Annotated in this window: 18 protein-coding genes; 6 read left to right on the forward strand and 12 right to left on the reverse strand. The window is 70.0% G+C overall.

Annotated features, from left to right (window positions below; all coding sequences use genetic code 11):
• Positions 1-38 precede the first annotated feature (38 nt).
• From ACFOY2_RS09750 to dapD, 3 genes are read left to right on the forward strand one after another with little or no spacing between them, the layout of a single operon-like run.
• On the forward strand, positions 39-1010 hold the full coding sequence (locus tag ACFOY2_RS09750; RefSeq protein ID WP_379527627.1) for a LysR family transcriptional regulator: 972 nt from the start codon (positions 39-41) through the stop codon (positions 1008-1010).
• Between the two features lie 13 nt (positions 1011-1023).
• The gene (locus ACFOY2_RS09755; protein ID WP_449290131.1) at positions 1024-1356 is read left to right on the forward strand and encodes a pyridoxamine 5'-phosphate oxidase family protein; all 333 of its coding nucleotides are present in this window, start codon (positions 1024-1026) and stop codon (positions 1354-1356) included.
• 24 nt (positions 1357-1380) lie between these two features.
• On the forward strand, positions 1381-2346 hold the full coding sequence (gene dapD, locus ACFOY2_RS09760; protein ID WP_379527629.1) for a 2,3,4,5-tetrahydropyridine-2,6-dicarboxylate N-succinyltransferase: 966 nt from the start codon (positions 1381-1383) through the stop codon (positions 2344-2346).
• Between the two features lie 307 nt (positions 2347-2653).
• Here the strand turns inward: dapD and pyk are convergent, their stop codons facing one another.
• The 5 genes from pyk to gltB all read right to left on the reverse strand — a co-directional run bounded on the left by pyk (position 2654) and on the right by gltB (position 12606).
• The gene (pyk, locus tag ACFOY2_RS09765; protein ID WP_379527630.1) at positions 2654-4084 is read right to left on the reverse strand and encodes a pyruvate kinase; all 1431 of its coding nucleotides are present in this window, start codon (positions 4082-4084) and stop codon (positions 2654-2656) included.
• Positions 4085-4119: 35 nt separating this feature from the next.
• Positions 4120-4470, reverse strand: coding sequence for a DUF2784 domain-containing protein (locus ACFOY2_RS09770; RefSeq protein ID WP_379527631.1), 351 nt, complete (start codon positions 4468-4470; stop codon positions 4120-4122).
• Positions 4467-6155 (reverse strand): S8 family peptidase, encoded by a 1689-nt coding sequence (locus tag ACFOY2_RS09775; RefSeq protein WP_379527632.1) that lies wholly within the window; start codon positions 6153-6155, stop codon positions 4467-4469. The genes ACFOY2_RS09770 and ACFOY2_RS09775 overlap by 4 nt, the downstream gene beginning before the upstream one ends.
• A gap of 453 nt (positions 6156-6608) precedes the next feature.
• A complete protein-coding gene (locus tag ACFOY2_RS09780; protein WP_379527633.1) occupies positions 6609-8087 on the reverse strand; it encodes a glutamate synthase subunit beta in 1479 nt (492 codons plus the stop codon).
• 13 nt (positions 8088-8100) lie between these two features.
• Positions 8101-12606, reverse strand: a complete 4506-nt coding sequence (gene gltB, locus ACFOY2_RS09785) for a glutamate synthase large subunit (protein ID WP_379527634.1) — start codon at positions 12604-12606, stop codon at positions 8101-8103.
• A gap of 460 nt (positions 12607-13066) precedes the next feature.
• Between gltB and ACFOY2_RS09790 the strand changes: the two genes are divergently transcribed.
• Positions 13067-14668, forward strand: coding sequence for a bis-aminopropyl spermidine synthase family protein (locus tag ACFOY2_RS09790; protein WP_379527635.1), 1602 nt, complete (start codon positions 13067-13069; stop codon positions 14666-14668).
• 314 nt (positions 14669-14982) lie between these two features.
• On the opposite strand, the gene ACFOY2_RS09795 is transcribed toward ACFOY2_RS09790, so the two are convergent.
• From ACFOY2_RS09795 to ACFOY2_RS09820, 6 genes are all read right to left on the reverse strand, one after another.
• On the reverse strand, positions 14983-15570 hold the full coding sequence (locus ACFOY2_RS09795; RefSeq protein WP_379527636.1) for a hypothetical protein: 588 nt from the start codon (positions 15568-15570) through the stop codon (positions 14983-14985).
• Positions 15570-16598, reverse strand: coding sequence for a hypothetical protein (locus ACFOY2_RS09800; protein ID WP_379527637.1), 1029 nt, complete (start codon positions 16596-16598; stop codon positions 15570-15572). Before ACFOY2_RS09800 ends, ACFOY2_RS09795 begins: the two co-directional genes overlap by 1 nt.
• A gap of 1394 nt (positions 16599-17992) precedes the next feature.
• The gene (locus tag ACFOY2_RS09805; protein ID WP_379527638.1) at positions 17993-18697 is read right to left on the reverse strand and encodes a VIT1/CCC1 transporter family protein; all 705 of its coding nucleotides are present in this window, start codon (positions 18695-18697) and stop codon (positions 17993-17995) included.
• A complete protein-coding gene (gene lgt, locus ACFOY2_RS09810) occupies positions 18694-19731 on the reverse strand; it encodes a prolipoprotein diacylglyceryl transferase (protein WP_379527639.1) in 1038 nt (345 codons plus the stop codon). The genes ACFOY2_RS09805 and lgt overlap by 4 nt, the downstream gene beginning before the upstream one ends.
• A 26-nt stretch (positions 19732-19757) precedes the next feature.
• Complete coding sequence (locus ACFOY2_RS09815) at positions 19758-20522, reverse strand: DsbA family protein (protein WP_379527640.1); 765 nt, start codon at positions 20520-20522, stop codon at positions 19758-19760.
• A gap of 17 nt (positions 20523-20539) precedes the next feature.
• Positions 20540-20995 carry a MauE/DoxX family redox-associated membrane protein gene (locus ACFOY2_RS09820; RefSeq protein WP_379527641.1) on the reverse strand — a complete coding sequence of 152 codons (456 nt, stop codon included), beginning with the start codon at positions 20993-20995 and terminating at the stop codon, positions 20540-20542.
• 188 nt (positions 20996-21183) lie between these two features.
• Here ACFOY2_RS09820 and ACFOY2_RS09825 point away from each other — a divergent pair, with 188 nt between their 5' ends.
• Together ACFOY2_RS09825 and ACFOY2_RS09830 are read left to right on the forward strand one after the other, a co-directional pair.
• Positions 21184-21789 carry a TetR/AcrR family transcriptional regulator gene (locus tag ACFOY2_RS09825; RefSeq protein ID WP_379527642.1) on the forward strand — a complete coding sequence of 202 codons (606 nt, stop codon included), beginning with the start codon at positions 21184-21186 and terminating at the stop codon, positions 21787-21789.
• A complete protein-coding gene (locus ACFOY2_RS09830; protein ID WP_379527643.1) occupies positions 21786-22457 on the forward strand; it encodes a VC0807 family protein in 672 nt (223 codons plus the stop codon). Before ACFOY2_RS09825 ends, ACFOY2_RS09830 begins: the two co-directional genes overlap by 4 nt.
• Here the strand turns inward: ACFOY2_RS09830 and ACFOY2_RS09835 are convergent.
• Positions 22417-22716, reverse strand: a complete 300-nt coding sequence (locus tag ACFOY2_RS09835; RefSeq protein WP_379527644.1) for a hypothetical protein — start codon at positions 22714-22716, stop codon at positions 22417-22419. The genes ACFOY2_RS09830 and ACFOY2_RS09835 overlap by 41 nt on opposite strands.
• Positions 22717-23065: the final 349 nt, after the last annotated feature.

Raw genomic sequence — 23065 nt, forward strand, 5'->3', positions numbered from 1 at the left:
GCCAACACCGGGTAAGTCACGACCAATACCCTGAGGGTATGGAGACTCGCGAGCTCGCCTATTTCGCGGCCGTCGCGGAGGAGCTGCACTTCGGGCGGGCGGCCGAGCGGCTCGGTATGGCGCAACCGCCGCTGTCCCGAGCGATCCAGAAGCTGGAGCGGCGGCTCGGGGTCACATTGATCGACCGGTCGGGGCGGCGGATCTCGTTGACCCCGGCGGGTGAGGTGCTGGCCAGGGAGGCGGCCAAGGTTCTGGACGCGGTGGCCGCGGCCAGGGTCCGCACGCAGCGGGCCGGGCGGGCCGAGCCCCGGCTGGTCGTGGCGATGAAGCCGGGCGGTGACGGCGGCCTGCTGCCCGCCATCCTCGCCGCCTACCGCGCCAGTCCGGACGCCGTCGAGGTGGAGCTGGTCCTGTGCGGGGTGGCGGAGCGGGCGCGGCTGCTGCGTGACGGCCGGGCCGACGTGGCGTTCCTGCACAGCCCGTACGAGGACCTGACCGGCTTCGACAGCGAGCCGCTGCGCGTGGAGGCGAGCATCGCGATCCTGTCGTCCGGGCACCGGCTGGCCGGACGGGCCTTCGTGCGCCTGGCAGACCTGGACGACGACCCGACGCCCTGCTGGCCGGGGCAGCAGCGGGAGATCAGCGACCCCGCGACCCTGATGCAGCTCGTCGCGCTGGGCCGGCTGATCGCGGTGGGGCCGGAGTCGGTCAGGGACCAACTGCGACGCGACCTGGTCTGCGTGCCGGTGCTGGACGGCCCGCCGACGACCGTGGTGCTGGCCTGGCCGGAGCGGACGCGGTCGAGGGCGCTGGCGGCCTTCGTCCGCACGGCCACAACGGTCGCGGAATGCCATAGCGCGACAAACGAGCTTTCGGGAACGCTCCCACAGGGAATAGCCGTCTCACGAACAGTGAAGACGGGGGTGGGGGCGGATGCCGTTGAGCGTGGCGGCGCGGAAGGCGTTCCTGGCGGAGCCGCACATCGCGAGCCTGGCCGTGGAGGCCGGTGATGGACGAGGGCCGTTGAACGTGCCCGTCTGGTACGACTACGACCCGGGCGGCGAGATCCGCTTCCTGACCGACGGCGACTCGCTCAAGGCGAACCTGATCACGAAGGCGGGCCGCTTCTCACTACTGGTGCAGCGCAGCAGCCCGACCTACCGGTACGTGTCGGTGGAGGGGCCGCTCGTGCGCTCCCACCCCTCCACGCTGGACGACCTGACCCGCATCGCGGCGCGCTACCTGCCGCCCGACGCGCTGTCGGGATACGTGCAGGGCTCGGACCTGAACGTCCTGGTCACCTTCCGGATGCGGCCTGAACGCTGGCTCTCCGCCGACCTGGGCGCCCTGGGCTGACCTCGAAACGGTATTTTTGGCCCCGTGACTGCTATCGATCCCACCTCGACCGGCGCGTTCGGCGTCGGCCTGGCCACCATCGCCGCCGACGGCACCGTACTCGACACCTGGTTCCCCGACCCCGAGCTGGGCGAGGCGCCCCAGACGGGCACCGAGCGGCTGTCCGCCGGCGAGGCCGGAGAGCTCGCCGAGCTGACGGGGCCCGACGCCGCACGGGGCGTGGAGGTGGTGGCGGTGCGCACCGGCATCGCCAAGCTCTCCGAGCCTCCCGTGGACGCCCACGACGTCTACCTGCGGCTGCACCTCATCTCCTCCCGCCTGATCAAGCCCCACGGCACGAACCTCGACGGCATCTTCGGCCTGCTCGCCAACGTCGCGTGGACCAACTTCGGCCCCTGCCCGGTGCCCGGCTTCGAACGCACCCGCCTGCGGCTGCGCGCCAGAGGCGCCGTGACGGTCTACGGGGTCGACAAGTTCCCCCGGATGGTCGACTACGTGCTGCCCTCCGGCGTGCGCATCGCCGACGCCGACCGGGTCCGCCTCGGCGCCCACCTGGCCAGCGGCACCACGGTCATGCACGAGGGCTTCGTGAACTTCAACGCCGGCACCCTGGGCGCCTCGATGGTCGAGGGCCGCATCTCGGCCGGCGTCGTCGTCGGCGACGGCTCCGACGTGGGCGGCGGCGCCTCGATCATGGGAACGCTGTCCGGCGGCGGCAAGCAGGTCATCTCCATCGGAGACCGCTGCCTCCTGGGCGCCAACTCGGGCCTGGGCATCTCCCTGGGCGACGACTCCGTGGTGGAAGCAGGCTTGTACGTCACGGCCGGCACCAAGGTCACCCTCCCCGACGGCACAACCGTCAAGGCCGCCGAACTGTCCGGCTCCACCGGCATCCTGCTCCGCAGAAACTCCCAGTCAGGCACCGTAGAAGCCGTCCCCCGCAAGGGCACCGGCATCGAACTCAACACCGCCCTCCACACCAACGACTGAAAAAGCGCCACTCGGGGTGTGGGCCCGGGGGTTCAAGGCGGGCATGCCACTCAGACATGACAGTGCCCGCCTGAACCACGGCCGAGGCCAACAAAACGCTCCGTAACGGCGCCTAGCCGCTGAAGGGTCAGGGGCCGTTTCCTGGAGGGCCATCAGCCGAAGTACGGCGGGTGGCCGACCACGGCAGCGCGTACAAAATGAACCCACAACCCGGGTCAGAGGCCGTTTCCTGGAGGGCCGCCAGCCGGAGTGCGGCGGGTGGTCGGCCACGGCAGCGTGTACGGGATGGGCTTTGTTGAACCCCCGCTCAATGGGCGTGGGATACGGCTGACCCAATCGTGTGGACGCGGAGGGCGTTTGTGGAGCCCGGGGTGCCGGGAGGGGAACCGGCCACGATGACGACTTTGTCGCCCTTCTCGAGGCGGCCCAGGGACAGAAGTGACGCCTCGACCTGCCGCACCATGTCATCGGTGTGGTGCACGAACGGCACGTGGAACGTCTCGGTCCCCCACGTCAACGACAGCTGCCCCCGCACATGGGGCGCCGAGGTGAAGGCCAGCAGCGGGATCGGCGAGCGGTAGCGGGCCAGCCGCCGCGCGGTCTCCCCCGACATCGTGAAGGCCACCAGCGCCTTGGCCCCCACGATGGCCCCCACTTCGGCCGCGGCCCGCGCGATCGCGCCGCCGGTCGTCTCCGGCATGCGGTCGAGCGTGTGGGTGGCGTGCAGGGACGTCTCTTCCGCGGCGCAGGCGATGCGGTCCATCGTGGAGACGGCCTCGATCGGGTAGTTGCCGACGGAGGTCTCGCCCGACAGCATGACCGCGTCGGCGCCGTCCATGACCGCGTAGGCCACGTCGGAGGCTTCCGCGCGGGTGGGGCGCGGGGCGTTCATCATCGAGTCGAGCATCTGGGTGGCGACGATGACCGGGCGGGCCTTCTCGCGGCACAGTTCGATGATGCGCCGCTGCACGATCGGGACCTGCTCCAGGGGCAGTTCGACGCCCAGGTCGCCGCGGGCCACCATGATGCCGTCGAACGCCTCGACGATCTCGGGGAGGCGCTCGACCGCCTGCGGCTTCTCGATCTTGGCGAGCAGCGGCAGGCGCACGGCCTCCTGCTCCATGATGTTGCGCACCACGTCGGCGTCGGACGGGCGGCGGACGAACGACAGGGCGATCATGTCGAAGCCGGTGCGCAGCGCCCAGCGCAGGTCGGCTTCGTCCTTGTCGGTCAGGGCGGGGGCGCTGACGTTGACGCCCGGCAGGTTGAGGCCCTTGTTGTCGGAGATCATGCCGCCGATGACGACGCGGGTGATGATGCGCTCGCCGTCGACGCGGGTGGCCTCGAGCACGAGGCGACCGTCGTCGACGAGGATCGTGTCACCGGGACGCACGTCCTTCGGCAGCCCCTTGTAGGTGGTGGAGACCTGCTCGCGGTCGCCGGGGACGTCTTCGGTGGTGATGGTGAAGACGTCGCCGAACCCCAGCCTGACGGGGCCTTCCTCGAACGTGCCGACGCGGATCTTGGGGCCTTGGAGGTCGGCGAGGACGCCTACGCCGCGGCCGAGGTCGGCCGCCACCTCCTTGACCCGGTCGTAGACCTCTCTGTGCATGTCATGATTGCCATGGCTGAGGTTGAACCGTGCCACGTCCATGCCCGCGGCGATCAGCTCGCGGAGGCGCTCTTTGGACGATGTGGCGGGGCCTAGGGTGCAGACGATTTTCGCGCGACGAGTCACGAGTCCTACCTTAATTGGTACAGACCACTTGGCAGTCACTGACGACGGAGAACGTACAGGAGATAGGAGAACAGAACGAGAACGGCGACCCCCAGTCGTACCAAGTTCGTGTACTGCTCCGGGTAGATCACTCCCTCGATGTAGTGATCGATGAACCCGCTGGCCGGCAGGCCCGCTTCCCCGCCCTTACGGCGTCCCCAGTCTTCGAGGACGGTCAGGGGGCACTCGATGGGGGTGATGATCGACAGCATGCCCCAGGTGACGACGGCCAGGTGCGCCCAGATCGTCCGCCGCCACCGCAACGCCACAAACCCGCCCAGCGCCAGGTAGGCGAGAAAGGCGAAGTGCACCACCATCGCGGCGTTCGCGATGAGGCGATACATCATGGTTCGGAGGTTGCCGCCTTCCAGGCGTCCACGATCCCGTGGCCGTAGAAGCCGTTGCGGGACTCGCCGCCCTCGCATTGATGTGTCTCACTTTGACCATACGACTTGTAGACGAACCCGCGCGGCGTCGGGCAGGACTTCTCGTCGGCGGTCTGGTAGAGCAGCTTCTCGACGGTGTCGGGAGCGAGGGTGAGTCCGCCGGGACCCGGCTTGCCGAAGCGGCTGACGAGGATCGCGGCGACGCCCGTGGCGTGCGGGGCGGCCATGGAGGTGCCGTCGAGGTACTGGTAGTAGGAGCAGGGGCGCTTGTGGCAGTCCCGTACGACGTCCACGCCCTTGGGTTTGCCCGAGGCGTCGATCCGGCCGGTGGCCCGCAGCACGTGCTCGGGGGCGGCCGCCAGGATGGAGCGGCCGACGTCGGTGCCCTTGCCGTCGAGCACGTCCCCGCCGGGCGCGGCCAGATCGGTCTGTTCGATTCCGTAGTCGCTGTAGACGGCCTTGCGCCCGGACGGGCCCACCGCGGAGACGGAGATGACGCCGTCGGACTCGGCCGGCACGTTGATGCAGGAGTTGTCGACCTTGCGCTCCTTCTCCTGGCCCTTGGGGTAGCCGGGGCTGACGGAGTCGATCTCGGGGCGGCCGAGGTCGGTCGAGCCGTTGCCGAGGGCGGAGATGATCGTGACGTTCTTCTTGCGGGCGTAGTCGATGGCCCGCTGCATGCCGGTGATGATGGCCTGCTGTTCGAGCTGTTCCTTCTTGGTGTCGGACTTGTTGGCCGGGCAGTTGAACAGCCAGGGGTCGACGTAGTAGCTCATGTTCACGACGTCCACGCCGATGTCGGCGGCGTAGGTGAGCGCGTCGAGGCTGGGCTTGAGGAAGAAGAACCCGGAGTCCTGTCCTGCCCGGATGTTCACGATCTGGACGTCGGGCGCCACCCCGGCGATGCCGACGCCGTTGATCGGGGAGGCGATCGTGCTGGCCACGTGGGTGCCGTGGCCGTCGTCGTCCACGTCCACGGGGTCCTTGCAGCCGGCGGCCTCGCAGGGGCCGTCGAGCGTCTTGCCCTTCTCGTCCTTGGGCCGGTCGGTGACGAAGTTGCGGCTGAGTTCGCGGTTGAAGTTGGGGGCGATGTCGGGGTGCTTGCCGTCCACGCCGGTGTCGAGGACGCCGACCAGCACCTTCTTGTTGCCGGGGGCCTTGGCGTGCGCGCGGTCCGCGCCGATCATCCGCATGTCCCACTGACGGCCCGCCAGCGGCTCTCCCGAGCTGCCGTTGGCCAGCGCCGACGCGTCGGGGAACGCCCCGGACCCGGTACGGCGGGCGGCGGCCGGTCCTGCGCGGTGGTCGGTGGTCGGCTCGGCGCGGTGGTCGGTGGCGAAGCCGATGGCGCGCCGGTCCGAGGACACGCCCACGATGGCCTGGTTCGTCCCGAGTTTCTCCGCGAACCCGTCGCGACCGCCCGTGGCCATGAGGTAGCCGAGCCTGCCGTCCTCCCCCACGGTGCTGCCCCCGGCCCGCGCGACGGCGTCCAGCGCTTCCTGATGCCGTCCTTGGGCGTAGAAGACCAGGTATTCGCCGGACTGGGCGTGACGGGCGGCGGCGGGCTTGGCGAGCGGCGTGGACGCACACGCGGCGATGGTGATCAGGGCGGTGACCGCCGACACAACAGAGGCGACCCGCCGCATTGCTCCCCCATCCGCCGACCTGTCGCAGAATCTGCATCTTCCCTGTACAAACCGGGTGATGCAACTGACTACTGAAATTTCAGCTTATGTGAGACGAAAAGGACTCGGGCCCCATCTGGGCCCTACACGAATACCCCGCTGATCGCTTTTGGTGGGGAACAGCCACCCTGGCGGAGCTGGTCGAGGAGATCACCTCGCACAGCGCGGAGTTCGCCCGGTTGTGGAACGAGCGCGACGTCAAGGTCTACGGGCGCGCTGCTGCACGCGACGGCGGGGCCGCTGAGCGTCGATTTCGAGGTGCTGACCCCGATCCAGGCGCCGGGCCAGCGGCTGGTCATCTCCCGCGCCACCGACGCGGCCTCCAGCAGGCCCGCGACTGCGTCCCCGCGAGAATCCGGGCCCCATGAGGCGACGGCCCGGCCGGGAGGGCCGGGCCGTCGTTTCGGCTGTCCGTCAGACCAGCGGCCTGGCGGTCGGCAGGATCGGGTACGGCAGCGCCGTGTCCCCGGTCAGGAACCGGTCCACGCCCGAGGCGGCAGCCCGCCCCTCGGCGATGGCCCACACGATGAGCGACTGCCCGCGCCCCATGTCTCCGGCCACGAAGACGCCGTCCACCTTGGACATGTAGGTCTTGTCCCGCGTGAGGTTCCCCCTGGCGTCGTAGAAGCCGTCGCCGCCGGCCTCGGCCAGGTCCTGCAGCAGCGAGCCCTTCTCCGGCCCGAGGAAGCCCATGGACAGGGTGATCAGCTCGGCCGGGATCTCCCGCTCGGTGCCGGGGATCGGCTTGAAGCCCTTCTGCGGCCCCTCGACCTCGACCAGGCGCAGCGCCCGCACGTTGCCGTCGGCGTCGCCGACGAACTCGGTGGTGGAGACCGCGTACACGCGCGCTCCCCCGCCGTCCTCCAGCTCCTCGTGGGCGCTTTCCATCTTGAACAGCATGGGGTAGGTCGGCCACGGCTGGCTGCCCGGCCTGGAGCTCGGCGGCTGCGGCATGATCTCGAGCTGGGTGACCGACCTGGCGCCCTGGCGGATCGCCGTGCCGATGCAGTCGGCGCCGGTGTCGCCGCCGCCGATCACGACCACGTGCTTGCCCTCGGCCGAGACGGGCGAAGCCGGAAGGTCGCCCTCCTGGACCTTGTTGGACAGCGGCAGGTACTCCATCGCCTGGTAGACGCCCTTGAGCTCGCGCCCGGCCACCGGCAGGTCACGCCACTGGGTCGCGCCACCGGCCAGCACCACGGCGTCGAACTGCTCGCGCAGCTCGGCGGCGGTGACGTCGACGCCGACGTTCACCCCGGTGCGGAACTCGGTGCCCTCGGCGCGCATCTGCTCCAGGCGGCGCTCGATGTGCCGCTTCTCCATCTTGAACTCGGGGATGCCGTAACGCAGCAGCCCGCCGATCCTGTCGGCGCGCTCGAACACGACCACGTCATGCCCGGCCCTGGTGAGCTGCTGGGCGGCGGCGAGCCCCGCGGGGCCCGAGCCGACGACCGCGACCTTCCTGCCGGTCTTGACCGCCGGGGGCTGCGGGATCACCCAGCCCTCGGCGAACGCCCGGTCGATGATCTCGACCTCGACCCGCTTGATCGCCACCGGGTCGGAGTTGATGCCGAGCACGCACGCCGCCTCACACGGAGCCGGGCAGAGCCTGCCGGTGAACTCGGGGAAGTTGTTCGTGGCGTGCAGCCGCTCGATCGCCTCGCGCCAGTCGGTGCGGAAGACGAGGTCGTTCCACTCGGGGATGAGGTTGCCCAGCGGGCAGCCGTTGTGGCAGAACGGGATGCCGCAGTCCATGCAGCGGGCCGCCTGCTTGGTCAGCTTCTCCTGCGAGAAGTCCTGGTAGACCTCTTGCCAGTCGCTGATGCGGACGTCCACGGGGCGGCGTGCGGGCAGCTCCCGGTCGTGCGTGAGAAAACCCTTGGGGTCAGCCATCGGTGCGCCTCCCTTAGCTCTGAACCGCGGCCGCCATGACCGCCTCGTCGATGTCCCTGCCTTCGATGCGGGCGGCCTCGGCGGCTGCCAGCACCCTCTTGTAGTCGGTCGGCATGATCTTGCCGAACCTGGCGAGCGCCTCGTCCCACTCGGCCAGCAGCTCCTTGGCGACCGGCGAGCCGGTCTCCGCGAAGTGCTTCTCGACCGTCTCCTTGAGGAAGTCGGCGTCCTGTTCGGTGAGCGGCTCGACGGCGACCATCTCGCGGTTGACCCGCTCGGGCTTCAGGTCCAGCAGGTAGGCGATGCCGCCCGACATTCCGGCCGCGAAGTTGCGCCCGGTCGGGCCGAGCACCACGGCCCTGCCGCCGGTCATGTACTCGCAGCCGTGGTCGCCCACGCCCTCGACGACCGCCGTGGCGCCGGAGTTGCGCACACAGAACCGTTCGCCCACGACGCCGCGGATGAACACCTCGCCGGAGGTGGCCCCGTAAAGGGCGACGTTGCCGGAGATGATGTGGCCGTCCAGTGGGGCCTCCTCGTGCGGCCGGACGGTGATCCGCCCGCCGGACAGGCCCTTGCCGAGGTAGTCGTTGGCGTCGCCGGTCAGGCGCAGCGTGATGCCGCGCGGCAGGAACGCGCCGAACGAGTTGCCCGCCGAACCGGTGAAGGAGATGTCGATGGTGTTGTCGGGCAGGCCCTTGCCGCCGTACCGCTTGGTCACCTGGTAGCCGAGCATGGTGCCGACCGTGCGGTTGACGTTGCGGATGGGCAGCTCCAGCGTGACCGGGGTGCCGTCCTTCAGCGCGCCCTCGGCGAGCTGGATGAGGGTGTTGTCCAGCGCCTGCGTCAGGCCGTGGTCCTGCTCGACGAGCCTGCGCAGCGCGGTGCCCGCGGGCAGCTCGGGCCGGTGCAGGATCGGCGCCAAGTCCAGGCCGCTAGCCTTCCAGTGGTCCTCGGCCGCCGACATGTCGAGCATCTCGACGTGCCCGATCGCCTCGTCGAGCGAGCGGAAGCCCAGTTCGGCCAGGTATTCGCGGATCTCCTCTGCGATGAACTCGAAGAAGTTGACCACGAACTCCGGCTTGCCGGTGAAGCGCTTGCGCAGCTCCGGGTTCTGCGTGGCGACGCCCACGGGGCAGGTGTCGAGGTGGCAGACCCGCATCATCACGCAGCCGCTGACGACGAGGGGCGCGGTGGCGAAGCCGTACTCCTCGGCGCCGAGCAGGGCGGCGATGACGACGTCGCGGCCGGTCTTGAGCTGACCGTCGACCTGGACGACGATGCGGTCGCGCAGGTCGTTCAGCAGCAGGGTCTGCTGGGTCTCGGCCAGGCCGAGCTCCCATGGCGCGCCCGCGTGCTTGAGCGAGGTCAGCGGCGAGGCGCCGGTGCCGCCGTCGTGCCCGGAGATGAGCACCACGTCGGCGTGCGCCTTGGACACGCCCGCCGCGACCGTGCCGACACCGACCTCGGCGACCAGCTTCACGTGGACCCTGGCCTGCGGGTTGGAGTTCTTCAGGTCGTGGATGAGCTGGGCCAGGTCCTCGATCGAGTAGATGTCGTGGTGCGGCGGCGGCGAGATGAGGCCGACGCCGGGCGTGGAGTGCCTGGTCTTGGCGATCCAGGGGTAGACCTTGTGGCCGGGGAGCTGGCCGCCCTCGCCCGGCTTGGCGCCCTGGGCCATCTTGATCTGCAGGTCGGCCGCGTTCACCAGGTATTCGCTGGTGACGCCGAACCGGCCCGAGGCCACCTGCTTGATGGCGCTGCGGCGGGTGGCGTCGTACAGGCGCTCGGGGTCCTCGCCGCCTTCGCCGGTGTTGGACTTGCCACCGAGCCGGTTCATCGCGATGGCGAGCGTCTCGTGGGCCTCCATGGAGATGGAGCCGTACGACATCGCGCCCGTCGAGAACCGCTTGACGATCTCCGAGGCCGGCTCGACCTCCTCGATCGGGATCGGCTCGCCCTTGCGCAGCTTGAACAGGCCGCGCAGGGTCATCAGCCGCTCCGCCTGGGAGTCGACGAGGTTCGTGTACTCCTTGAAGATCTCGTAGCGGCGGGTCCTGGTGGCGTGCTGCAGCTTGAAGACGGTCTCGGGGTTGAACAGATGGGGCTCGCCCTCGCGCCGCCACTGGTACTCGCCGCCGACCTGGAGCCTGCGGTGGGCGTTCTCCACCCTCGGGTAGGCGTGGCGGTGGCGCCCCTCGACCTCCTTGGCCAGCACGTCGAACCCGACGCCGCCCAGGCGCGAGGTGGTGCCGGCGAAGCAGGAGTCGATGACCTCCTGGCTCAGCCCGAGCGCCTCGAAGATCTGCGCGCCGGTGTAGGAGGCCACCGTGGAGACGCCCATCTTGGACATGACCTTGATGACGCCCTTGCCATAGGCCTTGATCAGGTTGCGCACGGCCTTGTGCTTGTCGAGCTGCAGCGCGCCGGTGTCGACCAGGTCCTCGACGGTCTCGATGGCGAGGTAGGGGTTGATCGCGGCGGCGCCGTAGCCGATGAGCAGCGCCATGTGGTGGCACTCGCGGGCCTCGCCGGTCTCGACCACCAGGCCGATCTTGGTGCGGGTCTTCTCTTGGATCAGGTGGTGGTGCACCGCGCCGGTCAGCAGCAGCGACGGGATCGGCGCCAGCGCGTCGGACGAGCCGCGGTCGCTCAGCACGATGACGCGGGCGCCGTCGGCGATCGCCTGGGACGCCTCGGCCCTGATCTCCTGCAGCCGGCGCAGCAGCGCCTGGCCGCCGCCGGCGACCTCGTACAGGCCGCTGATGACGTAGGGGTGGAAGCCGGGCAGGTCGTGCTCGTCGTTGATGTGGATGATCTTGGCGAGTTCGTCGTTGTCGATCACCGGATACGGCAGCACGAGCTGACGGCACGACGCGGGCCCCGGGTTGAGCAGGTTGCCCTCGGGGCCGAGGGTGCTGGCCAGCGAGGTGACCAGCTCTTCACGGATGGCGTCCAGCGGCGGGTTCGTGACCTGCGCGAACAACTGCGTGAAGTAGTCGAACAGCAGCCGAGGCTTCTCGCTCAGCACGGCGACGGGCGTGTCGGTGCCCATGGAGCCGATCGGCTCGGCACCGGCCTTGGCCATCGGCGACAGGATGACGCGCAGCTCTTCCTCGGTGTAGCCGAAGGTCTGCTGCCGCTTGACGAGCGCCTCGTGCGTGGGGATCTCGCACTGGCGCGCGGGCAGTTCCTCGAAGCGGACGAGCCCCGCGTGCAGCCAGTCCTCGTAGGGCAGCTCGGCGGCCAGTTCGGCCTTGATCTCGTCGTCTTCGATGATCTTGCCGCGGGCGGTGTCGATGAGGAACATGCGGCCGGGCTGCAGGCGGCCCTTCCTGACCACGTCCTCGGGCCTGAAGTCGAGCACGCCGGCCTCGGAGGCCAGCACGACCAGGCCGTCGGCGGTCACCCAGAAGCGGCCGGGGCGCAGCCCGTTGCGGTCGAGCACGGCGCCGGCGAGGGTGCCGTCGGTGAACGTGATCGAGGCGGGGCCGTCCCAGGCCTCCATCATCGTGGAGTGGAACTCGTAGAACGCCCGGCGGGCGGGGTCCATCTCGGTGTGGTTCTCCCACGCCTCCGGGATCATCATCAGAACGGCGTGGGGCAGGCTCCGGCCGCCGATGTGGAGGAGTTCGAGGGCCTCGTCGAAGCTGGCGGTGTCACTGCCATCCGGGTCACAGATGGGGAAAAGTCGTGAAATTTCGCCCGGGATGTGGGCAGAGGCCAGCATCGCCTCGCGGGCACGCATCCAGTTGCGGTTGCCCTTGACCGTGTTGATCTCGCCGTTGTGGGCGATGTAGCGGTAGGGGTGGGCCAGCGGCCAACTGGGGAAGGTGTTGGTGGAGAAGCGCGAGTGCACCAGCGCGATCGCGCTCTCGTAACGCTCGTCGCTCAGGTCGGGGAAGAACGGCTCGACCTGGTCGGGCGTGAGCATACCCTTGTAGACGATCGTCCTGGCCGACAGCGAGGGGAAGTAGACCTCGGCCTCGTGCTCGGCCCGCTTGCGCAGGCAGAACGCGAGCCGGTCCAGCTCCAGCCCCTCCCGGCCCTCGGGGTCGGCGACGAACAACTGGGCGAAGTGCGGCATGACGGCGCGGGCGCTCGGGCCGGGCAGGGCCCGGTCGACCGGCAACTCCCGCCAGCCGAGCACGGTCAGGCCCTCCTCGGCCGCGATCTCCTCGATCAGGCGCACGGCCACGGCCCTGGCCTGCTCGTCACTCGGCAGGAAGCCGATGCCGGTGGCGTACGCACCGGCGGGGGGCAGCGCGAACGACACGCTCGCGCGGTAGAACTCATCGGGGATCTGCGTCAGGATCCCGGCTCCGTCGCCGGTGTCCGGCTCGCTACCCTTGGCCCCCCGATGATCAAGATTGCACAGTGCCGTCAGCGCCTTGACCACGATCCCGTGCCCTCGGCGTCCGGCGACGTCGGCGACCATGGCGACACCGCAGGCATCATGCTCGTTGGCGGGGTGGTAGAGGCCCTGGGGCTCGGGGAACCCGAGGTGGGCAGCAGGCATTTAATCCCTCCCGTCGTCATCGTCTGTCTCGAACTGCTCTACAGGCGGGGACGACGTTGGCCCTGCTGCATATCGTGGGTAGAGGTTACAACACCCTGCCGGAATGGTGCCCGGCACGTCCGCATTGCGAACATTTGGCCCCAATCCCGACATCCGAACTCGCTATCCCAAACCACGGACATGGGCCCAGAAATTCCCGATTCTGAGCAGCGAAATACGTCACAGGGAGCGGATCCCGCCCCCTCCCAGGACCAGCCCCCGGATGTTCACCGTCCGGCCCACCCCCTCACCCCTCCAGTTCGCCCCTTTCGACGCACCAGACGCCCCCACCCCACCGGTGTGGCCCTCTCAGGCCCCATCACCACTGGTGGGCCGTCTGAGATCGTCCCGGGTTCCCTGATGATCGCTCCGGGCGCTCCAGCAGGCTGCTTTGGGGCCTGGCCTCGATAGGGTTGCCCCCATGGAGCGTGATGGGGTGGAACGCCTGCTCGCCGAGGCGGGCGCGGACAGCAGACGGCTGAGACATGCGCTGACCCTGCTCTGCGACGGCCAATGGTGGACCCTGCCCGAGCTCATCCGGCACACCGCCACCTCCCGCCGCACCATCGAGGCCCTGCTACGCGAGCTGCCTCTGGAGCACAGGAAGGACGACCGCGCTCCTCGGAGCCCCCTTCAGGAGGGGGAGACATTCCGCCTGCCGCGGGACGACACATTCCGGGTGCCGCTCGCTCACACCCCCGACTACCAGGACCTCATCGCCCTGGCGCCACCACCAGAGGACCCGGTGGCCCACCTCGTCCCTCATTACACCAACGTCCTCGAACGCCTCACCACGCTCATCGCCCGCGCCCCACGTGCCAGGCACGTGCTCGACCACGTGTCCGCCACTCCGGAAACCGTCCTGCGCCGCGCCCTGCTGCTGGGCGCCCGTTTCTGGCTCCCGGGCGCGAGCCTGCTGTGCGTGGGCGATCACGACCTGACCTCCCTGGCCGTCAAGCTGGTCCACCCGGAGACCGACGTCACGGTGGTCGACATCGACGAGCGCATCCTGGCCTACATCGACGAGCAGGGCCTCGGCGTCCGCACCCGCTGGGCCGACCTGCGACTCGGCCTGCCCGCCTCGGCCAGGGGCAACGACCTGGCGCTCACCGACCCGCCGTACACGCCCGAGGGCGCGAGCCTGTTCGTGGCACGCGCCGTGGAGGGGCTCAAGGACGACGGACGGATCCTGCTCGCCTACGGGGCCAGCGAACGCACCCCCATGCTGGCGTTGAAGGTCCAGCAGTCCCTCTCGGAGCTCAATCTCGCCTACGAGGCCGTCCACCCGGATTTCAATCGCTATTTCGGCGCAGAGGCCATCGGCTCCGCCGCCGATCTCTACATCCTCCGCCCCACCACCAAGACCCGCCCGGCCGCGGCGTCCCGTCTGAGCCGTCTGGCCACCGCCATCTACACGCAGGGCCCGCAGGCGATCGAATCCGCCCGGAACGCGGCCCCCGCCCTGTCACCGCAGCCCGACACGGATCTGCTGGTGGGCGAATGGCCCAAGAACCTCACCCAGCCCCGGGTCAAGCTCGCGACCTGGCTGGCCAAGCCGTACGCCGCCGCCTGCGACCGCGTCGACATCGCCCTCCCGCCCGGCCTGGAGGCCGCGCTCCCGCGCGTGCTCCTGGCGACCCGCGCCTCCCACGTACGCGTGCACGGCGACGACCTCCCTCCCCTGCCGGACGCCCTGTCCACCGTCTACACGCTGAGCGCCGCCGCCGGCGCCCTCGACGCCGTACGCCTTCCGCCGCCGGACGGCGAGGCCGCCTCGGTGGTGCGCAGGATCCTCGACAACGGGCACGCCAAGCTGGCCAACACCTGGCGTGAGGCCCTCATCGCGGTGGCCCGCGCCCAGGGCACGACCCTGACCAAACGCGAGGCACGGGCCCTCATCTCCGAGGCCGCCCCATGGTCTGAGGACCTGACCCCGATCGAGGCCCCGCTCCACCGCCTGAACGACCTCCAAAAGGCGGTCTCCACCACGGTCTCAGCCCTGAAGACGATCACACCCGCCTGACCGAACCTCCAGTCTCCAGCCGTACCACCACCGCCCAACGCGCCCCGGCAGCCGCGTGGCTCGGCCCCAACCCGCCGACCACCCGGATCAGCCAACCCACGGGGTCATCCACACCCGCAGCCGATCTCGGCCTACCACCCAGATCACGCCCCGCACCCGACCGACCAGCCCCGAATCGGATCACACCCACCCAGCGGGCCACGGCCGGGTGCACGTCACCATCCTCGACGCGCTGCGCCGCGTCCGTCGGTCGCAAGCTCTCACGGGCGCGGCAGCCCGTGCAGGCCCAGCCGGCCGCGCAGCCTTTGCCCGGTTCAGGTTGCGTTGACGATGCGGCTCTGGACGACGCGGCCGAGCCCGTCCAGCGCGACGAGGGCGGTGGTCAGACGCTCAACGGATTGGCGGCCGCCGGCCCAGCTCACGGTCACGTAGTGGCCCATGGCGCGGGCCTGCGCACGGCTGCCGGCGGCGTCGAACACGATGCCCTGGTGGACGAACCCGTCCTTGCCCAGCGCCGCCACCAGGGCGTCGGCCGCGCGTCCGTCGGTCATGTTGAAGATGACGAACTGGCCCGTCATCGACGTCCCCTGGTAGGTGGCCTGGAGCGCCTGGGTGCAGCCCGTGGCCGAGGCGCCCCAGAGGGCGTCGGCGCAGTCGGTGAACTGCTCCGTCGCCTGCCGCCGCATGGAGTCGACGTTCTCCGTCGCCGGAGTGAAGACCTCTTGCAGGGTCAGGGGCGCGGGGTCATTCTGGCGGGTGTCGATGGAGGTGTAGAAGGCGGAGGTGGACTCGGCGTGGAAACTGGCGGGACGGGGGTTGTCGCGGCGCAGCCACAACCAGCCGGCGACGGCGACGGCCAGCGCGGTGGCGATCACGACGGGGATGACGACTCGGCGCGACATCAGGAGGCCGGTCCCGTGATCGTGACGACGCGGCGGTAGACGGCCTTCTCCGCGCCCCGCAGTGCCAGCGTGAGCGAGACGAAGTCGTCCTTCGCGGTGGCCTCCGTACCGTCCAGCCTGCCGAGCCACACCAGCCCGACATAGTGTCCGAGGGCGTAGCCGCCCGCCTCCGAGTACCCTCCGGCGGGGAACGTGCCCTTGGAGGAGGACAGCGGGCGCGCCCATCCGCCTCGGTAGATGGTCTTCAAGGACTCGACCAGCGCTCCGGCCGACTCGCCGTCCTTGAGATTGAGCAGCGTGTACTGGGCGACGTACCGGTTGTCAGAGCTGATGTAGAGGCCGCGGGCCACCTGGGTGCATCCGGCGTCCGACACCTGTTCGACCAGGGACCCGCCCCACAGCGCGGCGGAGCAGTTGGCGTCGAGTTTCTTGGCGACGAGTTTGAGCTTGAGCTTCTTCTTGACGGCGAGCTCGTTCTGGCCGAAGACCTCCTTCTCGGTGAGCGCCTTGGCGTCCTTGGCCCTGTCGGCGACCGGGTCGAACAGCTTGGGTGAGCTCCAGCCCTGGAACACCTGCGGCAGGGTCGTGTCAGGACCGACCAGGGCGGCGCTGACCCGCTGTTCCGGCGCGTACTCGCCGATGGAGGTGATGGCGATCACCAGGCCGACCCCGCCGGCGAGCACGGCGACGACCGAGACGATGATGACGATCAGCCGCTGCTGCTCCGGGCGCAGGCCCCAGCCGGTGAGCACCGGGAACTGCCAGTCGGACGGCTGCCGCTGACCTCGTTTCCGCGACGACGACGCCGCTTTGGCCACCCAATCCGGGTCGCTCGTGTCGATCGTCGCCCGTTTCCTGTCGGGCTCGCCGCTCCTGTCGACGTCGCCTACCCCGTCGAGGCCGTCCAGCCCACCGGAGTCGCCGAGCCAGTCGGCGTCCGTGCCTCTCGCCTGACGCTCACCGACGTCCCAAGCCTTCCCCCGACGCCCACCACCCGCGGCCCGCCGCCCACCGGTATCGGAACCCACCGCCTGATGACCGCCGGTGCCCGAACCTCGATGTCCACCAGCGTCCGGGCTCGTCGCCCGATGTCCACCAGTGTCAGGGCTCGCCCGATACCCTCCAGCGTCAGGGCTCGCCTGATGTCCACCGGTGTCCGAGCCTGCCGCCCGATGTCCACCAGTGTCCGGGCTCGCTCGATGCCCTCCAGTGTCAGGGCCTGCCGCCCGATGGCCTCCGGTGTCCGAGCCTGCGGCCCAACGTCCGTCGGTGTTTGAATCCGCGGCCCGGTGTCCTCCGGTGTCAGGGCCCGGTACCCGATGAGCATCGGTGTCGGAGGCCGCCGCCCGGCGGCCGCCTCGGCCACGGGCCCGCCGACCGCCGTCCCCCGGCGCCTCTGGATGACCACCATCCCCATCAGACCTCGCCCGGCGACCGCCGGGGGCTGCTGCTTGGGGGCCGCCATCGCCAGCGGACATCGCCCACTGTCCGGGATCAGCGGGCATGGACTGGGGCCCGCCGTCGCCGGGAGGGATCGGCAGGGGGCCGGTCGATCGCTGCGTACCGTCTTCCTGGGCCGGTGCCCGGCGCCTGCCCGCACGACCGCGACGCCCGCCGCCGTCACCCGCGGCCCGATGGCCACCGCCGTCTGCGGGCCCGGGCTGAGGTCCCGCGTCGGCCGCGGACTGTCGCAGGCCGTCCTGCGGGGTTTGCGCCCGGCGCCTGCCCGCGCGGCCACGACGCCCACCGCCCTCGCCCACCGGGGCCTGACCCTCGTCACCCATGCCTGCCGCGGACCAGCCACCGCTGACGTTGCCGGCGTCGCCGCCGGCCGCAGACCAGCCGCCAACGCCACCGGCACCGTCGCCAGGTGCCGCAGACCAGCCGCCAACGCCACCGGTGCCGTCGCCGGGTGCCGCAGACCAGCCGCCAGTACCCGTGGCGGACCAACCGCCGCTGGCGGTACCGGGGCCACCCGAGCCACCGGCACGACCAGGGCCTAAGTCACTATCGGCACCACGTGTGCCTGAAGCACCACGCGCGTCCGAAGCACCGCGTGCGCTTGAAGCACCGCGTGCGTCTGAAGCACCCCATGCGCCTGAAGTTCCGTGAGAGCCGAGAGGATCATGAACGCCATGAGCCCCCCCCTGACCGGTAAAGGCACCGGGAGCACCAGAAGTCCCGTGAAGGCCGGGAGCGCCATAAGCACCAGAAGTCCCATGAGGGCCGGGAGCGCCGGAGGGGCCGCCGGCGTCATAGGCGCCGAAGGAGCCGCCGGCGTTCGGCCAGCCGCCGCTGGGGTGGCCCGTGCCGTCCGGCCCCGCGCCGCCCAAGTCTTCAGGCCGCCCGCCCCGGTTCCCGCCGGACCGCCCGCCCGGGGTCCCGCTGGAGCGGCCGCCGCCCGGGGCTCTTCTGCGGGCCATCACAGCCCCGACGCCCCGATCAGGTTGCCGAGGCCGAAGGTGACTCCGGCTGCCAGGGCGCCGACGAGGAGTTGCCGGAGCCCGGAGAACCACCACGTGCGCGCCGTAACGGCCGACACCGCCGCCCCCGCCGCGAACAGCGCCACGCAGGACACCACCGCCGACACCGCCAACCCCTTCACCCCGAACAGGTACGGCAGCAACGGCAGCAACGCCCCCGCGCTGAACGACAGGAACGACGACACCGCGGCCACGACCGGCGACGGCAGCTCGCCGGGCGCGACCCCCAACTCGTTGCGGGCGTGGACCTCCAGCGCCCGGTCGGGATTGCGGGAGATCTGCCTGGCCACCTCGGCGGCCAGGTCGGGAGTCACGCCCTTGTCGACGAAGGTCTGCGCCAGCTCGGCCTGCTCGGCCTCCGGATAGCTGGCGAGCTCGCGTCGTTCGACGGCGATCTCGGCCTGGGCCAGCTCGCGCTGGCTGGCCACGGAGACGTACTCGCCGCCCGCCATGGACAGGGCTCCGGCGGCGAGGCCCGCGACGCCGCCGAGGGCGATGACCTTGGTGTTGCCGGTGCCTCCGGCGATGCCCGCGATGAGCGCGAAGTTCGACACCAGGCCGTCCATCGCACCGAACACCGAGGGCCGCAACCAGCCTCCGGTGACGTCACGATGCTGGTGGTGGACCTCCGCGCTGCCGGTCATCGCGAGTTCTTCTCCTTGGTCACGGCCTCGTCGTCGGGTGTCTCCGGCCGGTCCTGGGAGACCGGATCGTCTTCCTTGGGCCTGTCAGCCGAGCCCTCGTCGGAGGACGGGGTCTCATCGGAAGACGAGGCGGCCTTGTCGTCGGAGGATGCCTCCGACGGGTCCGCCTGGCCGGTCGCGTGGGCCGGATCGACTCCCGCCGACTCCGGTACGACGATCTCGGCGCCCTCCTTATTCCTCGTGAGCCAGAAGTAGACCAGCGCTCCGAGGAACACCACGATCGAGGTCCACTGGTTGACCCGCAGCCCGAGGAACTCCACGGCGTGGTCGACGCCGCCGACCGGGTCGATCCGCAGCCCTTCGATCCAGAAGCGGCCGAGGGTGTATCCGGCGACGTAGAGGGCGAACAGCCGCCCGTGGTGCAGCGTGAAGCGCCGCCCCGCGAAGATGAGGACGAAGCCGAGCGCCACATCCCAGATCGACTCGTACAGGAAGGTCGGGTGGTAGAGGACGCCGGGTTCGCCGCCGTGGTCGACGTCGATCTCCAGCCCCCACGGCAGCGTGGTCGGCCCGCCGTACAGCTCCTGGTTGAACCAGTTGCCCCAGCGGCCGATCGCCTGGCCGAAGACGATGCCAGGGGCGACCACGTCGGCGATGGCGCTCGTGGAGATGCCGCGATTGCGCGCGGCCCACCAGACGCCGACTCCGCCGAGCGCGACCGCGCCCCAGATGCCGAGACCGCCTTCCCAGATGAACAGCGCCTGGTACGGCTCCTTGATCGCGCGGCTGCCGAAGTAGGTCTGCCAGTCGGTGATGACGTGGTAGAGGCGGCCGCCGATCAGGCCGAAGATGACCGCGGGGACCGCGATGTCGATCATCGTCCCCTTCTGGCCGCCGCGGGCGCGCCAGCGGCGCTCGCTCAGCCAGACCGCGACGATGACGCCGAGGACGATGCAGAGTGCGTAAGCCCGGATCGGGATGATTCCGAGATACCAGACCCCTTGGGAAGGGCTGGGAATCGAGGCAAGGGGCATGTCAGGTGAGGGTAGCGGAAGCACGCCTACTTAGCCGCCTTCGTCACCGCTTTACGCAACTCCTGTGGGCTAAAGATAACCGGATTGTCGAGTTCTACGCCGTTCAGTTTCACCGTTGGCGTATGCGTGAGCTTCTGCTCCTCGGAGATCTTCTTGCTGTATGAGAGCTGCGCCTGGGTGTGCTTGCCCGAGGTGACGCACTGCTCGAACGCGGGGTCCGTCACCCCGGCCTCCTTGCCCAGCTCGACGAGCTGGCTCGGTTGGAAGCCCTCTGCGGTCTCGGAGGGCTGGTTCTTGAAGAGCAGCTCGTGGAAGCTCATCCACTGCTTGCCGTCGGCGACGCAGCGGGCGGCGTTGCCCGCGCGCAGCGAGTTGGACCGGGTCGGCTCCTGCGAGAAGATCGTGATGGGGTGGTAGACGACCTTGGCCAGGCCTTCGGCGGCGAGGTTCTTGAAGGTCTGCCCGCTGACCCGTTCCGCCTCCTTGCAGGCGGGGCACTGGAAGTCCTCGTAGATGTCGAGCAGGGGCCGGATGACGCCCGCCTTGGCCATCACGACGCTGCCGTCGGGCTGCACCGTGATCGGGGCGAGGGCTCCGGTGGCCTCCTCCGAGCGGGAGGTGCTGGCCGCGTACCACATGCCGAGCCCGACGGCGGCCACGGCGACCACCCCGGCCGTGACGTAGGTCACCACCCGCCTGCGCCGCTCCTGGACCCGGGCCGCGGCCTGCTGTTCCCTGATCTTTTCACGAGCCGACTTCGGCTCCGGTTTCGTCGACTGACCCTTGCTCATCTTTCGTCTCCTCTTGGTCACGGTTGTCGCCTCGCCAGGCCGAGCGCCGCATCGAGTGCGAAGCGTCCCGGCGGGAAGCGCACGGTCCAGGCGCCGAGCAGCGCCAGGCCGAAGTCGCGCAGGATGTCGAGCAAATAGGTCGGTTCCTGCCCCACCCCGAGCTGGCCACCGCCGCCGAAGCAGCCGCAGTCGATCCGCAGTCCGTTCGCCCAGGCCCAGGCGATGCCGAACACGAACGCGAGCATGAGCAGCCCGGCGATGACTCCCGCCACCCTGGTCAGCAGACCGACGACCAGCAGCACGCCGACGACGATCTCCAGGATCGGCAGGGCGTAGCCCACCGGGACGGCGACCGACTCGGGCAGCAACTGGTATGCCTTGACCGCCACGACGGAGTCGGACGGGTTGCCGATCTTGAGCGCGCCCGCTGCGATCAGCACTCCGCCCAGGATCAGCCGGGCGACGGTTGTCACCAAGGGTATCGCTGGAATAACTCTAAGTGACGATTGTGACGCGTCCACGGGTCATCTCCTCCATCCCTGCACCGGAAGCGGCACAGTACCGGGAAGTCCATCCGACCATGCGGCGAATAAACAACGGTTAAGGCAGGTGGACAGCCAAATGATTGCCAAATTTTACTTAAATGAGTTAAAAATTACTCATGCAAGTAAGAAGGGATGATTCCATCACGAGCTCCGCCAGGCGGGCCCAGATCGTCACGGCCACGATCGAGACGATCGCCGACCTCGGCTACACCCATGCCTCCTTCGCCAGGATCGCCAAGCGGGCGGGGCTCAGCAGCACGCGCCTGATCTCATACCACTTCGACGGCAAGGACGAGCTGATCGGTCAGGTGATCACGGCGATCTACGGCGACCTGTCGGCGTTCATGACCGAGCGGGTGCGTGCGCAGGCGACGCCGGGGGGCGCGCTGGAGGCGTACATCCGCTCGCTGGTGGAGTACATCAGCGAGCACCGCGGCGCGATGCGCGCCGCCACGGAGATCTTCCTCAACTTCCGCCCCGAGGACGGCACGGCGGCGCACCAGGCCGCCATGGACCTGTCGGCGCTGTCGCACCTGGAGCGGCTGTTGGAGTGGGGGCAGGAAAGCGGCGAGTTCCGCGCGTTCAACCGGCGGGTGATGGCGATCGCCATCCAGCGGGCGCTGGACGGGCTGCCGTTTCTGCTGGAGGCCGACCCCGACGCCGACCTGGGCGACTACGCCGACGAGCTGGCCGGGATCTTCTCCAGGGCGGTCGCCCGATGAAGACCCGGTCAAGAGGGCTGCTCACGCTGACCGTGGACGTCGGCGTGTCGGTCGGCCTCTACTACGCGCTGCGCGCCGCCGGGGCGGAAGAGCACACGGCGCTGCTGGTCAGCTCGCTCGTCCCCGGCCTGAGCGTGCTGTCGGACCTGCTACGCCGGCGCAGGCCCGACCGCCTGGGCCTGTACATGACGGTCATGATGCTGGCGGGCGCGCTGGTGTCCCTTCTCGTCCACGACGTCAGGTTCCTGCTGGCCAAGGACGGCTGGTTCACGGCGGTGGCGGGCCTGTGGTTCCTGGTCAGCGCGCGCGGCGACAGGCCACTGGCGTTCGTGTTCAGCCGTTTCCTCCTGGAGGGCGTGATCGGGCCGAAGGTGTCGTGGGAGGTGTTGTGGGAGCGGCTGCCGGGCTTTCGCCGGGTGTGGCGGGTGGTGACCGTCATCTATGGCACCGGCCTGCTGGTGGACGCCGCCGTGCGGGTCGCCATCGCCTACACCCTGCCGGTGGACGCGGTGCCGGGGCTCATGGCCGCGCAGTACGCGATCTGGCTGGCGCTGATGCAGGTCGTGATCAACATCTACCTGGTGCCCAGCGGCGTCTACAGCCGCTGGTCCAAGCTCTACGCCGGTCTCACTCCCCCGGCGACCCGCGCACCCGCGCCTCCGCCGTGACGCCCAGACCGATGACGGAGAAGTCATCGAGGACGAAATCGGCCCCTGCCTGCCCGGGTCGCAGCGAACCCGCCCCCACCCAGACCTCGCCGCACCCGGCCACCACGCGCTCGGTGAACACGGTCATGGGGCGCCGCTCGGGAATCCGCGTGCGCCGGGTCTCGACGCCGGAGCCGTCCTTGTCGTACCCCGTCACCCACGCGTAGGTGCCGGCCAGCGCGTTCTGGTAGGCGAAGGACACCTCGTAGGCGTGCCCCATCCCGGCCCTCTGCGATGATCCGGAGCGTGACGGCCCCGCCGGGCGGCGCGGTGAGCCCGCTGGAAGAAGGTGTCGTGCTTCTCGTCGGAGGCGATGCGGTTCCTGGCCGTGGAGCGCCGCCCGCCGCCAGCGTGGTCGCGCGGGTGCGGTCCGGCTCGACCTCGAAGAACGCCGAGGCCGTGTACGTCCGGCCCGGCTCCAGGCCCGTCAGGCGCTGCTCAAGGCGTGCCTGCGTCCCTCCGGCCGGCAGGGCGGTCCCGATGGCCCAGGGCGTTCCTCTCGACGCTCACAGGGCCCGTGACGCGCCATCCGCCGAGGTCGTCGCCGTTGAAGCCGGGATCGCGCAGGC

Origin of the sequence: Nonomuraea purpurea (assembly GCF_042650645.1) — a bacterium.
Lineage (GTDB): Bacteria > Actinomycetota > Actinomycetes > Streptosporangiales > Streptosporangiaceae > Nonomuraea > Nonomuraea purpurea.